The 16,296-nt window shown below is 45.7% G+C and carries 14 protein-coding genes; 12 read left to right on the forward strand and 2 right to left on the reverse strand.

Annotated features, from left to right (window positions below):
- Positions 1 to 39 precede the first annotated feature (39 nt).
- On the reverse strand, positions 40 to 1,440 hold the full coding sequence (locus MKFW12EY_RS11585) for a mannose-1-phosphate guanylyltransferase/mannose-6-phosphate isomerase (RefSeq protein WP_054758791.1): 1,401 nt from the start codon (positions 1,438 to 1,440) through the stop codon (positions 40 to 42).
- 100 nt (positions 1,441 to 1,540) lie between these two features.
- The gene (xrtA, locus tag MKFW12EY_RS11590) at positions 1,541 to 3,055 is read right to left on the reverse strand and encodes an exosortase A (protein ID WP_221053033.1); all 1,515 of its coding nucleotides are present in this window, start codon (positions 3,053 to 3,055) and stop codon (positions 1,541 to 1,543) included.
- Positions 3,056 to 3,396: 341 nt separating this feature from the next.
- On the opposite strand from xrtA, the gene MKFW12EY_RS11595 reads away from it, so the two are divergent.
- The 12 genes from MKFW12EY_RS11595 (at position 3,397) to MKFW12EY_RS11650 (ending at position 16,296) form a co-directional block, all read left to right on the forward strand.
- On the forward strand, positions 3,397 to 4,527 hold the full coding sequence (locus MKFW12EY_RS11595) for a hypothetical protein (protein WP_245006286.1): 1,131 nt from the start codon (positions 3,397 to 3,399) through the stop codon (positions 4,525 to 4,527).
- A gap of 12 nt (positions 4,528 to 4,539) precedes the next feature.
- Complete coding sequence (locus MKFW12EY_RS11600) at positions 4,540 to 5,487, forward strand: glycosyltransferase family 2 protein (protein WP_054758795.1); 948 nt, start codon at positions 4,540 to 4,542, stop codon at positions 5,485 to 5,487.
- 46 nt (positions 5,488 to 5,533) lie between these two features.
- Positions 5,534 to 6,760 carry a glycosyltransferase family 4 protein gene (locus MKFW12EY_RS11605; protein ID WP_221053035.1) on the forward strand — a complete coding sequence of 409 codons (1,227 nt, stop codon included), beginning with the start codon at positions 5,534 to 5,536 and terminating at the stop codon, positions 6,758 to 6,760.
- A 35-nt stretch (positions 6,761 to 6,795) separates the two neighbouring features.
- Positions 6,796 to 7,404 (forward strand): tetratricopeptide repeat protein, encoded by a 609-nt coding sequence (locus MKFW12EY_RS11610; RefSeq protein ID WP_082880891.1) that lies wholly within the window; start codon positions 6,796 to 6,798, stop codon positions 7,402 to 7,404.
- Between the two features lie 25 nt (positions 7,405 to 7,429).
- A complete protein-coding gene (locus tag MKFW12EY_RS11615; protein ID WP_221053036.1) occupies positions 7,430 to 8,248 on the forward strand; it encodes an ABC transporter permease in 819 nt (272 codons plus the stop codon).
- A 47-nt stretch (positions 8,249 to 8,295) separates the two neighbouring features.
- Positions 8,296 to 9,528 carry an ABC transporter ATP-binding protein gene (locus MKFW12EY_RS11620; protein WP_054758800.1) on the forward strand — a complete coding sequence of 411 codons (1,233 nt, stop codon included), beginning with the start codon at positions 8,296 to 8,298 and terminating at the stop codon, positions 9,526 to 9,528.
- Between the two features lie 63 nt (positions 9,529 to 9,591).
- On the forward strand, positions 9,592 to 10,392 hold the full coding sequence (locus MKFW12EY_RS11625; RefSeq protein WP_221053037.1) for a class I SAM-dependent methyltransferase: 801 nt from the start codon (positions 9,592 to 9,594) through the stop codon (positions 10,390 to 10,392).
- A gap of 10 nt (positions 10,393 to 10,402) precedes the next feature.
- The gene (locus MKFW12EY_RS11630) at positions 10,403 to 11,365 is read left to right on the forward strand and encodes a glycosyltransferase family 2 protein (RefSeq protein ID WP_054758801.1); all 963 of its coding nucleotides are present in this window, start codon (positions 10,403 to 10,405) and stop codon (positions 11,363 to 11,365) included.
- A 286-nt stretch (positions 11,366 to 11,651) separates the two neighbouring features.
- Positions 11,652 to 12,728, forward strand: coding sequence for a glycosyltransferase family 4 protein (locus tag MKFW12EY_RS11635; RefSeq protein WP_172680200.1), 1,077 nt, complete (start codon positions 11,652 to 11,654; stop codon positions 12,726 to 12,728).
- Positions 12,729 to 12,733: 5 nt separating this feature from the next.
- Positions 12,734 to 14,071: a glycosyltransferase family 4 protein gene (locus tag MKFW12EY_RS11640; RefSeq protein WP_221053038.1), complete on the forward strand. Its 1,338-nt coding sequence runs from the start codon at positions 12,734 to 12,736 to the stop codon at positions 14,069 to 14,071.
- A gap of 65 nt (positions 14,072 to 14,136) precedes the next feature.
- A complete protein-coding gene (locus MKFW12EY_RS11645) occupies positions 14,137 to 15,186 on the forward strand; it encodes a glycosyltransferase (RefSeq protein ID WP_054758814.1) in 1,050 nt (349 codons plus the stop codon).
- Positions 15,187 to 15,192: 6 nt separating this feature from the next.
- Complete coding sequence (locus MKFW12EY_RS11650; protein ID WP_054758820.1) at positions 15,193 to 16,296, forward strand: glycosyltransferase WbsX family protein; 1,104 nt, start codon at positions 15,193 to 15,195, stop codon at positions 16,294 to 16,296.

Here is a 16,296-nt window from a genome sequence, read left to right on the forward strand (position 1 = left end):
GTTGATGGGAAGTTTATTGGAGAATACTACGCAACGGCACTAGATTCGCCCGTACTGATCTTCGTAGCGCACAATATCGTCTTCGCCCAAGTAGCTGCCGGATTGCACTTCGACCATTTCCAGCGGAATCACGCCCGGATTTTCCAAACTGTGAACCACACCGAGCGGGATGTAGATCGATTCGTTTTCCGACACCAGAATTTTTTCGCCGTTCTTTTCGACCCAGGCGGTACCTTTCACCACGACCCAATGTTCCGCGCGGTGGTGATGTTTCTGCACCGATAATTTCGCTCCGGGCTTAACCACGATACGTTTGGTCTGGTGCCGGTCGCCGCTGTCGACCAAATCGTAATGGCCCCAAGGCCGGTAAACCTTGCGGTGCACGTTGGCCTCGCTACGTTTGGCTTTTTTCAGTTGATCGACGATATCCTTGACGTCTTGTACCCGGTCTTTGGCGGCAATCATCACCGCATCGTCGGTCTCGACCACGATCAAATTGTCGACACCGATCACGGCCACCAATTTGTTGCCGGAATGGATGTAGGAATTACGGGTATCGACCGTCAGTACGTCGCCTTTGATCGCATTGCCGGTTTCGTCCTTGGCGGTGACGTCCCACAGTGCCGACCAAGAACCGACGTCGTTCCAACCGGCGTCCAACGGAATCACCGCCGCTTTGTCGGTTTTTTCCATGACCGCATAGTCGATCGAATCGGACGGGCACGTCGCAAAAATCTGCTTGTCCAGCCGCACGAAATCCAAGTCCGGCTTGGCGGCCGCCAACGCTTCCCGGCACACTCGCAGCATTTCCGGATTGAATTTTTCCAATTCGCGCAAGAAACAACCGGCTTTAAACGCGAACATACCGCTATTCCAAAAATATTCGCCGCTGTCAAGGTAGCGTTGCGCCGTCTGTAAATCCGGTTTTTCGACAAAGGCATCGACTTTATAAGCTTCGCCGTAACGCACATTGCCGCGTTTGATATAGCCGTAACCGGTCTCCGGTTCGCTGGCGACGATGCCGAAGGTGACCAACAAATCCTGCTTGGCCAGTTGCTCGGCCTGGATTACCGCGCGATGAAACGATGGCCGGTCGGCGACGACATGGTCGGCCGGCAGGATCAATAAAACGTCTTCCTCGGAACCGGCGCTCAATGCGGCCATAGCCACGGCCGGCGCCGTATTTTTGCCGACCGGCTCCAGAATGATAGCCGCCGGCTTGATACCGATTTCCCTCATTTGCTCGGCCATCATGAAGCGGTGGTCCTCGTTACAAACCGCGATGGGCGGCTGCAACCCAGCCAAGCCGTCCAGCCTGAGCATGGTCTCCTGGATCATCGTCGCCCCGGAAACCAAGGGTAAAAATTGTTTGGGATATTGGCCGCGCGACAATGGCCAAAGCCGGGTTCCGGAACCGCCTGACAAAATTACCGGTATCATAAGTTTTCCTTCACAAATTTAAACAAGGGTATTGGTAGTCTAACATCCGCGCGGCCAGAACCGTCAAGCGTCGCTAGCCGTGCATTCCGGTTTGCCGAACTCAACTGCAGCAGGCCAAGGCTATTTGCCTTAATTTATCCCGCGCCGTATCGAAATCTTGATTCGCGGTTTCGGTGTAGAGCACAACCAACAGCTCCGGCGCCGAATCCCCGCTCAGGCGCTTGACCAGTTGCCACCACTTGGCCAGATAGGCGTTGTCGGTGGTTTTGTCGCCGACTCGGAACCAGCGCCATACCAATAAGTCGCGTTGACTGCTGTTCAAGACCGCCTCTTCGACGACGACGGACTCGCCTGACGCCCATGCGACCGGATGATCGCTGTCGCGCAGCATTCGCCAAATCTTGTGTTTTTGCGGGACCAAATAGTTCTGCGAGTTGACCAGCTCGCCGCCTTGGCTTTCATCGCCGAAGTTGGCGAAGTAAAGGCCAACTAAGGTTTGCCCATCGTTCAAAAAAGTTCGCGATTCGGCAACAACGCCTTTGAAATTCGGTTCCCACCCCCAATCCGGCGCATCCGCTGGCTGCCAGTTATCGAGCTGCGGCTGGCTGAATCTCACCGGAACCACCACATTGCTATTCTGCAAGCCGGACAGGCCCTGAGAAATCGGCGGCCAAATCGCCAGGCAAACTACGATGGCCGCCAAGCCGAACCAGCCATAACTAGGCTGGGAAGCAATTGTTGCGGCAGCGCCACGCTCTTCCGGTGCATTTACTGCCAAACTGAGCGGCGCATCGTGCCAAAACGAACCGAGATAAAACAGAGCGAACATGACAATGCCGAAAAACACCCAGCCGTAGACGATGTGATCCACCCCGGTCGCCAATTTCATGCTGCTTAAATGACCTATCATCACGATCATATAGGCGCGAAAGCCGTTTGCGATGATGGGCGCCAGAAAAGAAACTGCAATAAATACGGCGCGTTTTTTGTTACTGGTGTAATTGAGATAGGCGTAAACAGCCCCCAAGGTAAACGACGAAATCAGGTAACGTAAACCGCTGCAGCCCTCAACCACCGACCAATTTCCGGAGGTTAACGTAAAAAATAAGCCCTCCCGGTAAACGCTGATGCCGGTCAAACGCAGCAAAGAAACGACAAAAGTCGCGGTATAGTCCATCAAAGGCGGAATAAAGGCTTCGCCGAAAGGAACCATCAAAAACAAAAACAAAATCGGGAACAACATGCTGGATATGACATTCGTTCCCAACACCGCCCACAGGCTGCTGACCAGGATTCCAACCACAGCCCACTGCTGTACCACCAAAACGTGGACCAGATCCGCCACCAACCAAAGGAAACCCCCCGCCACCGCGCCTAACAGGCCGAACCAACTGAATTGCGCTTGCAGGTTGCGGTATTGCTGCCTTCGCAGCCAAATCAGCCATAAGCTGGTCGGCGCCACCAAAAAGCCATGGGTAAAGGTTTCCGAACGCGACCAAATTGCCACAATCGATGCCCATGTTTCGGCAAATACCAGCAACGAAAACACCGTCACCACCAGCGTAACGGCCAGCGGTTTTCGCCAATGCAGCGGCAAACCAATCGGAGTGGTCATAAAAATTTCTCCGCCGTTCTTACCTCTAAACCATTTTTTTTCCGCATTATGCCCTCGGATTGAACAAATAGACGATTCATAACACCATAATTGGCCGCAAAATATATCAGGTACTCGTTACCGAGAGCGTTACCGGTTCGGCGAGAACGGGAATCTCTGCTAGGATGAAAAGTGTAGCGCGTTATAGTTTGCCGCCACGGCACTTTAAATTATCGATCGAAAATATGGCAATTTTGTTTATTCTGGGTTTCTGGTCGGCTTGCATCGCCGGCTTATGGTTATGGAAAAAAGAACTGTTCATATCGACCTGGAACGAAGCTTATTTTGCCGACACGCCGGTCTTGATCGAAAGCGACGATTGGGGACCCGGCGCCGAGTTTCACGCTAATCGGCTCCAACAGCTGCTGGATATGCTGGCCCGGCATCGAGATACCGTGGGACGCAACGCTGTTCTGACTGCGGACATGGTCCTGGCCGTACCCGATTTAGAAAATATCGCCGTCGCAGGCGAATATCGCAGAAAAATGCTGGACACCGATTTTCCGGTGATCTATCAAACATTGAAAGACGGTATAGCTCGAGACATTTTGACGCCACAATTGCACGGACTTGAGCATCTTAACGGCGCAGCTTTCGCCAGATTATACTGTCAAGACGACCCACGCTTGGCCGCGGCTAAAGCCACCGCCGACTGGTCGGACTGGGAATCGTTGGATTCGCCGCTACAAGGCCATTACGTAGACGGTAGCGCATTGCCAACCTCGCCAGTCGACTCCGCCGAGGCACAAAACATCATCGAACTTGCCGCCGCCAGCTTCCAGCGCATGTTCGGCGCCCCGAGTGTTAGTACCGTCGCGCCCTGCTATCTGTGGAGCGACAATATCGAAGCACACTGGAACAAACAAAATATCATCGCGATCCAAACGGCAGGTTACCGTTGCACCGGCCGCGACCAATCCGGCCGTTATCGGCAGGATCCTCCGATTATCCGCGTCGGTAACAAAAGTCGCTTTGGCCAAACCTATTTGGTCCGTAACGTGATGTACGAACCGGTAGACGGGAAAAATACCGTAGCCAGCGCAATAGCTGAGGCCGAAATCGCCTATCTCCAAGCTGCACCGATCAGTATCTCAACCCATCGTTACAACTTTACCCGCTCGGAAACGGAATGCAGCAATGCCATTGCGGGCTTGGACCGCTTGTTATCGGCCATAACCGATAGTTTCCCGAGAGTCCGATTTCTATCTTCTGCCGAACTGGCGGGAACGCTATCAGATCAATCACTCGAAATGATCAATCGCTTCAATGGCAAGCGTTGGCCAGCCCTGAACCCGGCTCGCGGCCAGCGAAAATTGGGCGCGTTCTTATATAGGCTATACTACCGCCATAGAAAATTAGCTTTGATCGGATATATGACGGGCTTATGCCTTCCAGCTTGGATAATCTGCAAAACCGGCATTAAAAATGGGTAGCGAAATAAGCTAATGAAAATCAGCGCAGTCATCCCTGCTTACAACAGCGCAAAATTCATTAAAGCCGCAATCGCCAGCATTGAAGCGCAGACTGAGCCGGTCGCGGAAATTATTATCGTCGACGACGGCTCAACCGACGCTACCGAAGCGGTTGTACATTCATTGCCCGGAAACATCGTCTACTACAAACAAGCCAATCAAGGCCCCTCAGCGGCGCGCAATAAAGGCATGGAACTGGCGACAGGGGATTGGATCGCATTTTTGGACGCCGACGACCAATGGACCGAAAACAAAATTGCCTTACAAAAAACGATATTGGAAAAATACCCGGAACTCGTATTAGTGGCCGGAGACATGACGGAGATCGATAATGACGACGACATTATCACCGAATCCGTTTTAGCAAAACACGGCATGCTGGAGGATTTTCGGGAACTAGCAGGCCAAGCAATACCTAATGCCCTGGCTAGATTAGTAACAAAAAACTTCATTCCGACCGGCACGGTATTGGCAAAGCGGGATATCTTGATTGCCGCGGGCGGATTCAATTCAGCTATTCGCTTTGGCGAAGATTTGGAACTATGGGCAAAAATTGCTACCCATCATCCGATCAGTTGTTTGTCACTGTGTTTAATGTTGCGCCGGCAACACGGCAATAACGCAACCTCTGCCAACGAAAGCATGCTGCTCGATCTGACAAAAGTGATGGAGTCCGTTCGCGCGTTTTCACAACAACAACTGAAACGCCAGGGCCTTGATCCAAACCAATTAGTATCGGATGCGTTTTGGAATCTGGGTTATTGGTATTTCGTGAATAACCAAGCCAATTTGGCTAGAAAGGCATTTATATCGAGCTTAAAACAACAATTAACCTCGCGTTCGGTTGCCTATTTAATTGCATCAACCTTGCCGTCTTTTTTAGTTGCCCAACTACGAAAATTTAAACAAATAATTGGTTAAAGCCAAATCATGTATTATTTTTTAAACGTGTCAAAGAATAGGCGTTATGAAAAACGGAGCTAAACCCAAACGGATTCTGTTTGTCGAAAACGGCATCGGTTATGGCGGCGCCATCATTTGTTTGCGACATCTAGCCAGAAATCTGGATCGTGAACTTTTTCTGCCCATGGTAATTACCGGCAGAACCGGGCCGCAATACGAAGAAATCGCCCAAGACGCGCTTTGGAAACACATACCTGATCACCATTTTGACGCGGTAGCATGGCGCAATAAACTTAAAACGGCTACATCACTCAATAAAATCCCAGCATTCAACTTTATAGCCAATCAAATTATTGCCCGGGCGGACGATATTTTTAACTTTCTACCGTTTTTCATATCGTTACTTTGGACCGCATGGCGATTCGAGGCCGATTTAATCCACGCCAACAACGACCCTGTTTGCAATCGCGCCGCATTATTGGTTGCCAAAACGCTTGGCATCCCCAGCATCTGCCATATCAGAAGTAACCCTGTGCCTTTCAAGGCTGCAAAAATCTTCTACCGGTTACCGGACTTTTTTATCCCTGTGTCGAATTGGGTTGCGGATCGGATGCGAGAATTATTGGGAATTCCCGATGCGAAAATGCAGGTGGTTTATGACGGAATAAACTTAGACCAACTCGACTTGAACGCGGACGGCCGGTTGTTCAGACAGAAATACCATATTCCAGAAGATGCCTATGTTGTCGGATTAGTTGGCTTATTAATTCCATGGAAAGGGCAGGATTTATTTATCGATGCTGCAAAAATTTTAAAGGAAAAAATACCAAATTTAAAAATGCCTATTATCGGCGGAACGCCGGATGATTGTATAGAATATGAAAACAGATTGAGAGAACGCGTAACGACCGAAGATTTGGAAAGTACAATTGTTTTCACCGGCCATACAGACAAAATGGAAGCTGTTTATAATGGCCTGGATATTGTGGTGTCCGCATCGACCGATCCGGAACCGTTGGGTACGGTAGTTATTGAGTCCATGGCCATGGGTAGGCCTGTAGTAGGTCCCAATCATGGTGGCGCTGCTGAAATGCTTGAAGAAAGAACAACCGGGCTGCTATTCAAAGCCAAAGATCATCGCGACTTTTGTGATGCCGTTTTAAGAGTATTTAACGATAACAGTCTTGCCGACCAATTGGGAAAGAACGCAAAACAGAAAGCTTTTGAAATGTTTGCGATAAAGTCGCACACAAAAAAGGTGCAAATGATATACCGCGAAATATTAAGCTAAAACTTTAATCATAGCTCAACACACATATTGACGCCATGAAATCAAATTTATACATCAATATATTAAAAGTAGTATTTTATTGTAGCGGATTGATTCCAAACTTAGCGTCTGCCGAGTATCCGAAAACCGACCTGGATTACATGGGATTACCCATCTTTTGCAAAGAAATGCACCAAGAAGGCAATGTGGGAACAGCACGCGCTCAAATGTGGGAAAAACGTTTAGCCGGAAATGGAGGAATACATCACTATTGCGCGGGATTATTCACGTACAACTTAGCCTGGCAAACATCGGATAAAACTGAAAGGAAATCTAGACTTAAAGGAGCGCTCGCTGAGATGATCTATCCGCTTCATCACGGAATCTCACCGAATTTCGTATTACTTCCAAAAATGTATTACGACATTGGAAAAGTTCACGAAGCCTTAGAAGATTATAAGAGCGCGATTGAGATGTACCAAAAAAGCATCGAGCGCAGTCCAAAGACCTGGATGTCCTATGCGGCTTTAAGCGATATTTATCTCAAGCTGAATAAAACTAGTGACGCAATAACTATTTTGGAGCAGGGTCTTGAAAAAAAACCGGACTCCAAACCTCTTTTGAAACGCCTTTCCAAGCTTAAAAAGCCGTCAAAATCCCAATAATATCCCGTTTAGCTGCCAACTTACGATGCTCCGTATTATAAAAAATCTTTACGACTACAGAGAACTGATTGCCGCCCTAACTTATAAAAATATCGTTATTCGATACAAGCAAGCTTATCTCGGCATTCTTTGGGCGGTATTGAAGCCTGTCATGCTAATGCTCGTATTTACGATAGTCAAAGGCTTTGTGGGCATCGAAACCGGCGGCTTACCCTACCCTTTAATTACCTTTGCCGCATTAATTCCTTGGGTTTTTTTTCAGGAGTCAGTATCGGAAGGTGTAAATAGCGTTACCTCAAATGCAGCCTTAATTAAAAAAATATATTTCCCGCGGGAAATTTTTCCGCTGACAGCGATGGTGACAAAAGTAGTGGAGCTAGGAATCAGCTTCGGCATCCTAGCCGGCATGATGATTTACTATAAAATAATACCGACGGTATATGCTTTCTGGATACCGGTTTTTGTGCTTTACACAATGGTCGTGGCGTTGACAATCAGCTTTTTCGGTGCGGCAATGAATGTCTATTACCGTGACATCGCGCAAGCCATACCGATTGGCTTATCGTTATTGATGTACGGTTCCCCAGTTATTTATCCACTGAGCTTAGTGCAAAAGAAGCTACTGACGGAACGGGCAGCAGGCGAATGGTCTGAACATTTTTATACGCTCTATACCTTAAACCCATTGGTCGGAATAATCGATGGGTTTCAACGTGCTTTAATAGGGGCTACACAACCGGATTTTCAAGCACTTTATCCGGGTTTGATATTGACTTTTTCCATACTTCCATTCAGTTACTGGTTTTTTAAGCGGGCTGAAAATTGGTTTGCAGACGTTATTTAATCAAACCAGAAAACTTCATCAAAATAAAAGTAATCTAACCTGTCCGTATGGCAATCATAGAAGTTAACCATCTAACCAAAGAATACCAACTAGGCCACCTGACAAGCCTCAAGGATACAGCTCTGAATACTTTAAGGCGCTTGACCTTTCAGCCCATTCAAGAACGTGAAAATTTCAAAGCGCTGGACGACGTTAATTTCCATATCGAGGAAGGAGAAGTAGTCGGCATCATCGGCCATAATGGTGCAGGAAAAAGCACCCTACTTAAGCACCTCGCTAATATCAGCAAACCCACCAAAGGAAATGTTGTGGTAAGAGGGAGTATTGCGCCTTTAATCGAAGTTGGAGCCGGTGTAAATCCGGAGTTGACTGGCAGGGAAAATATTTTTCTGAATGGCTCGATTTTAGGCATTCCTAAAAAAACCATTCAGCAAAAGCTAGACGAAATTATAGATTTTTCTGAATTGGAACAATTTATTGACACCCCTGTAAAGCGATACAGTTCGGGCATGACCGTAAAACTGGGCTTTTCCATCGCTACAAGTCTTGATGCAGACGTTCTGATAGTAGATGAGGTTTTAGCGGTAGGAGACTTAGCGTTTCAACGCAAATGCTTTGATAGAATGGAAAATATGATTAACAGACAAAATAAAACCGTTTTGTTAGTTAGTCATCAAGTAAGAATAATAGAGCGACTTTGTAATCGTGCAATTCTTTTAGACAAGGGAAAGGTTATTCGTGACGGTAACCCAACCGACGCAATTAATTTGTTTATAAACAAAATGAACAAAAAAGCGTTAGATGAGTCCGCCAAATTGCACTCGAATATAATGACGACTGACGACTTAACTATCGAAAATATTAGTATTTTAGATAAAAATAGAAAACCCACCACAACCGTTACTTATAACTCGCCAATCACTATTCGAATGGAAATAATCGCGCACAAACCACTCAAAAGAATTTCTTTTATGGTAGGCGTTCACACAACGGATTTCATTTACATAACAGCAAATTCAACAGTTGAAAAACCAGTAGATATTAATACTGGCTTGCATATACTAACCTTTCAAATAGACAACCCTACACTTCTTCCTGGACTTTATGGAATAAGAGTCTGGATAGGAACACCAGAAAATAAAATCTCTTATTACGGAGAAAACTTATATCAATTCGCCGTTGAATCGAATGATTTTCTTATTACAAGACAACAGAGCATGGGGTTTGTTTATTTTGAATCCACTTGGGATTTGCAATCAGAATCAAAAAAAATATTATAACCAATTAAACCCAATTAATATTAATAAAATTTTTTCTATTTATATCAAAAACGGCCCGGCAATATGCATATTTATAATGATCGCTTTTATGACAACCAATCAACCGGCTCTTTAAAATCCGCAAAGGCTATTGTCCCGATTATTAATGAAATTTTATCACCGCAGTCCGTTGTAGATTTAGGATGCGGAATTGGAACCTGGTTATCTGCATTTATTGAAATGGGCATTGATGATATTCTAGGAATTGATGGCCCATATGTAGAAAAGAATAAGTTATTAATTAATGAAGCCAACTTTCTCGCTGCTGATTTGGAAAAACCAATCTTGCTTGATCGAAAATTCGATCTAGCTATTTCACTTGAGGTTGCGGAGCACATTCCGGACATAGCTGCTAATACTTTTGTATCTTCTTTAACATCTCTGAGCGACGTAATTATATTTTCGGCAGCTCTACCGTATCAAGGCGGCGAAAACCATATTAACGAACAATGGCCAGAATATTGGTCTGATAAGTTTGTAGCAGCAGGATATACGCCCATCGATTACTTAAGACTAAAATTATGGAATGATTCAGATATTGAGTTTTGGTACAGGCAAAATATTTTTATATATATAAAAAACGATTTAGTTAAAAATTACGAGACACTCAGGGACAGCGCTATATCTAAGCCATTTTCATTAGTACACCCAGAGCAATATATACAAAAACACCATTTAATAGCTGATCTCGAAGAATATATAAACTCACAAAGAGACTCTATAAAAAAACTACAAAACCGAATCGAAGAGATTAAAGACCCTTCTAAATCATCAACATGGGATGCATTTGTTTTTTTGGTAAACACAATTATTAAGAATCGATAAAACAAAAATCATGCTAAAACCAGACCTCATTCAGACTGATATTAGTGTCATAATCTGCACTTACAACCGAGCTAACATACTAGATGATACCTTAAAGAGTTTTATAAATACCAGCAAGAAAAACGTACGTTATGAATTATTAATCATAGACAATAACTCAACAGATATGACAAAAAATGTATGCATGTCATATTGCGATATAGACCCCAACATTCAATACCATTTTGAGCAGAAACAAGGTTTATCTGTAGCCAGAAATACAGGCGTAAAAATTTCGAAAGGAAATATCATAGCATTTGCAGATGACGATGTTCATTTTGATCGCATGTGGCTCTCAGAAGTGAAGCATATCTTCGATGATTTTCCGGATGCATCTTGCATGGGTGGCAAGTCTTTACCTAGCTTCGAGTTAGGAAGACCACCTTGGATTGTTGACGACTTTTTATCACTTTATGGCTCAACTAATTCTGGTGACAAAATAAAATGGATGATTTACCCAGAGTATCCATTTGGGTTAAACATGGCTTTTCGCCGCACTGTATTTGATAAAATAGGACTATTTAATTCTAGCCTAGGAAGAAAAAAGAAAAATCTATTATCCAATGAAGAGTGCGAATTTTTTTGGCGCGCCAAACAAGCTAATTTGAAAGTTATTTACAATCCAAACGCCATATTGTTTCATCAAATCCCTACCGAACGCACCTCTGAGGACTGGATTATAAGTCGATTCTATTGGCAAGGGATTTCATCGGTTATTTTTAATCAACTGGTAGCTCCGGAATCTAAATCAGTACTTTTAAAGAAAGGAACAATTCTTTGTTGGGATTTGGCTCGCCATGCAACAGGCGGTTTTTTCACGCCCCGAAAAGCATATTGGCACTATAAGTCAATTAAGCTTCCTGAAAAGTGTGCTTTCTTTTTAAAAGCAGGCATAGCAAAGCAACTAATTCTGGAATCCGTAAAATTCACATAATATTACAACAATAAAACGAAATTCCGATCTTTTAATCGAACATTGAAAAACTTTTGCACAGACATCAGAAGAATAGCAGATAGATGACAACATATTGCGAGGATTCTGCTAAGCTAAAGATCATCAAAATAATTTCTAAATAACTGCTTTTTAAATGAAAGTCCTTATAGTCTCAGACTCCTACCCAGCCTTCGATCGTTCCTCATATGAACTCAGGTTTTCGCGCTTGGTTCAGATATTGGCCGAATCTCATCAAGTGTCTCTTTGCCCGTTGGACGTGCCTTACATGGTCAACGAATTGGGCGAATCGGCGGTTACGCTTTATCGACAAACTTTAGTGTCTCAAGGCGTTCAGACATGCGATCTCGGACTAGTACCAGCTCTGAAAACCGACACCTACGACGCCGTAATATTCATTATCTATGTGCAAGCGTCGCAAAAGAATATTCAAGCTGTACGATACTGGGCACCAACCGCCAAATTGATAATAGACTCGGTGGATGTTCAGTTCGGCAGGTATATGTCTCGTGCCAGATTGACTAACCAACAAAGCGATATTGAATTCGCCAATAAAGTTAAAGAGGAGGAAATTGCCACCTATCACCAAGCTGATTTCATAATTGTGGTATCGGAACAGGAACGCCAGTTATTAGTACCGGATCTTCCCGATAGTAAACTCGCTATCATTCCAAATATTCATCCTATGGGGGAATATATTCCTACCGCAGCGCGAGATAAAAACGTGTTGATGTTTGTCGGCTGGGGTCAGTATGAACCCAACAGTGATGCAGTGTTGTATTTCGCCAACGAGATATTGCCGTTAATATTGGAAAAAGCACCCCAGGTTCGTTTTAAAGTAATCGGCGAAGGCTACCCGGAAGCGGTTAAAAATCTTCACGGCGGACCGATTGAAATTTTGGGCCACGTGCCGTCCATGCATCCGTACTTGACGGAGTCTTACATTTCGGTAGCGCCATTGCGTTACGGCAGCGGGGTAAAGGGCAAAATTGGCGAAGCGCTGTCTTACGGCCTCCCAGTCGTAACCACTTCGATCGGTCTGGAGGGCTTCGGCTTAACCCCCGGTAAACAGATTTTGATCGGCGACACGCCCCGGGAATTTGCCGATCATGTCTTAGGTTTGCTCAACGATCCCGTGCGGCATGCCGAAATAGGTATCTCCGGTAGAAACTTTCTGGAACAGAATTTTTCGGAAGCGGTGGTAAAGATAAAAATAAACGAAGTTTTCCAGCATATCGAACAAACCCCAGTTCCTTGGTTGAAGCTAAAGGGCCGCGTTCTGTGCAGCAGGTTTTACCATGCACTGAATCGTTATGTTTTATGGCGATTCAATAAATCCCATTGATGCAGATGAACGGTAATTTCGGCATTAACGTTGTCGGCTACGTCAGTAGCAACGTAAGCCTTGGCATAACCGCCAGGCACTTTATAAAATTGTTTTTAAACCGGCAAATACCGGTAGCCATTTTCGACATCGACTATAAGCGCGCGCCTAATGCCCGCGAGCAAGAATACCAAGCGCTTACCGTCAACGATCCGCAGCAACTACCGTACTCGATCAATTTGTTCTTTTTGTCGATGGGTCAATTGCCTGGGTTGTTTCTGCACCCTCCGACAGGACTGTTCGACGGCAACCGCCTTAACGTAGGGTTGATCTGGTGCGAAGAAACAGTGCTACCTCGACGCTATCGCGAAGCGCTGCGTTTATTCGACGTTGTACTGGCCGGATCGCACTTCGTTAAACATGTGTTTGATACCAACCTTTCCGACGTGTTGACACTGGATTGTATTCACCCTTTATTTCTACCTGAGGGAATTCGTGCAGACCGAGATAAGTTTGGCTTGCCTAGAGACAAGCTTCTGTTTGTCTCGAGTTTCGATCCCCACCACGATCCCGCTCGCAAAAACCCGTTCGGCGCGGTAGATGCTTTTTTGCAAGCCTTCCCCGGCATTTCGGACGATGCTGGCGCACCCCACCTCGTCGTAAAGTTGAATAACGCAGAAGTAACCACGCCGGGTTGCGATCCTATGCGCTTGGTAAAAGAATTGAAAACGCGATGTGTCGGCAACCCCCGAGTTCACTTTATCGCCAAATCGCTGAGCTATCCGGACGTGCTAAGTCTTTACGCTAGCTGCGACATATTCGTCTCTATGCACCGCGCGGAAGGATTGGGACTTGGGCCATTGGAATGCATGGCGCTAGGCAAGCCAGTGATCGCAACCGGGTGGTCGGGCAACATGTCGTTTATGCGGCATACGAATTCGTGTCTGGTCGGGTTCGATTTGGTGCCGTATTCCGGCATGGCAGCCAACGGCCCAGACCAACTTGGAAAACGCGCGCTGTGGGCAGAGCCACATATCGACGAAGCCGCCGACTGGATGCAGCAATTAGCCTCGAACCCCGAATTACGCAAAAAAATCGGAAGCCAAGCGACCAGCGACGCCAAGGCCTATCACGCCGCATCCGAGCAAATTACGTTCATGAGCGACTTGAAGGCAATTCTGGAGGAAAGAGCTTTTTTATCGCGCAGACAAAAAAGCAAACTGACCGATACCGCGGCATTAAGAGCGGCCGAAGCGCAATTCAATTATTTCGGGTTGCCCGGTTTTAAAAGAAGATGCGCAGACATTCTTGACAAACATATTCTGTGGCGTATCAAACAGACTAATTCGGATGGGGCGGCATAACCGTCTCAACCGCCAATGCCAGCTACGGCTCTGCAAACGCTATCCACCGAAATTGAGCTAACTTCGTGACTATTTACTATCTTTGCCCTGAACACGATACTCCTGCGGGAGGCATACGAGTTATTTATCAACATGTCGACATATTAAATCGTAACGGAATTGCGGCGTATGTGGTTCATAACAATCCTGGATTTCGGGTGAGTTGGTTTGAAAATGAAACTTCGATTGTCTATTGGCGCAACTCTCCAATTGAGCGCATTCGTGGCAAGCTTAAACGCCGTTTTTACCCCGACCAAGTTGTAGAGCTACACATAAAAGGCGGCAAACAAGCTACTATTGGCGCAAACGACATTCTCGTAATCCCAGAACTCTATGGTCCAGACTTGGCATGGGAATATGGTAAAGGTATTAAAAAAGTCATTTTAAACCAAGGATGCTACCTAACCTTCAATGGTTATTCGCTAAATAAAAAACGCCTGATAACCCCTTATCACGATCCCGATACGATCGCTACCCTAGTCAATTCAAAAAATGGCGAAGACTATTTGAAACACGTTTTTCCCGACCTAACACTACACCGTTTTAGACTTTCAATCGATCCTAATATATTTTATTTCCAAGCCGAAAAGAAAAAGCAACTTTGTTTCTCCCGCATAAAGAATCAGCAAGACGCGATGCAAGTCATCAATATTCTTAAATTTCGAGGAGCTCTCGAGGACTTTGATATCGTGCCATTTATTAATTTACCTCAAACCGAGGTTGCAAAAACCTTCCGCGATTCGGCCATCTTTCTAAGCTTCGGTTATCCCGAGGGATTTGGTCTACCTGCTGCAGAGGCCATGGCATCTGGTTGTATAGTGATAGGATTCCATGGTGGAGGCGGCAGGGAATTTTTCGATCCGAAATTTTCTTATCCCATCGAACAAGGCGATATTATAGATTTTGCCAAAACAGTCGAATTTGTCATAAAAAACTACCAGCAGCATCCCGAAAAGATGTTGGAAAAAGGACGCCTAGCAGCTGAATTTATTCGCAATACCTATTCGTTGGAAATTGAGGAAAAGGAAATCGTATCGGCGTGGCAAACCATACTTGCAAAATTTAACTCTGATTGAAACTTTATGAAGACAAGTCCCCGCCTTATCGCATTTCATTTGCCGCAATTTCATCCCACTCCGGAGAACGATGAGTGGTGGGGCAAGGGTTTTACAGAATGGACCAACGTTGCCAAGGCCAAGCCGCTGTATCCCGACCACTACCAGCCTCACGTACCGGCCGATCTGGGATTTTACGACCTCCGCTTACCCGAGGCGCGCCACGCCCAGGCCGAACTAGCCAGAGAATATGGTATCGAAGGATTTTGTTACTACCACTATTGGTTTGGCGACGGCAGACGTATGCTGGAACGACCGGTTAACGAAATTCTAGCCAGCGGTGAACCGAACTTTCCATTTTGCCTATGTTGGGCTAACCACAGTTGGAATAATATTTGGCAGGGTACGGCAGATCGCACCCTAATTGAGCAAACATACCCCGGCTTGGAAGATCATAGACTGCATTTTGAATGGCTACTCAAAGCGTTCAAGGATCGGCGATATATTACTGTTGATGATAAGCCATTATTCTTGATCTACAGTCCAACGGACATTCCGGAATTACCGAATGTCATTCTATTTTGGCGTGAGCTCGCTAAACAGGCCGGACTGGCAGGATTGTATCTGGTCGGCGTGAACTACCGTCACCGCCAGGACTGGAATCCTATTAGCGTTGGCTTGGATGCCTCGACATGGCAACCATTACCGCCTAAAGATGGGCACATTCCTCCAAGATATCGTTTAAGGAGATTGTTAAACCGTATTTTCCTCGGCAAAAAATCATCCCTTACAGTCTACGATTACGCGGATACCATTGAACAATTAACACGTAAATCTCCGCCTAATTTTCCCGATTATCCAACTGTCCTCCCAAATTGGGATAATACTCCTCGTTCTGGCGAAAACGGTTTAGTATTACACGGATCTACCCCTGAATTATTTGGGCGTGTTCTACGCCGGGGATTATCCCTAATCAGCGACAATGTACCAGAGCACCAAATTGTATTCATAAAAGCCTGGAATGAATGGGCAGAAGGAAATTATTTAGAACCTGATCAATTTCACGGCCACGGCTATTTAAACGTCGTGCGTCAGGAACTCTCGCGCTTCAAAACCGAATATAATATCTAA

The organism is Methylomonas koyamae (assembly GCF_019669905.1).
GTDB classification, from domain to species: Bacteria; Pseudomonadota; Gammaproteobacteria; order Methylococcales; family Methylomonadaceae; genus Methylomonas; species Methylomonas koyamae.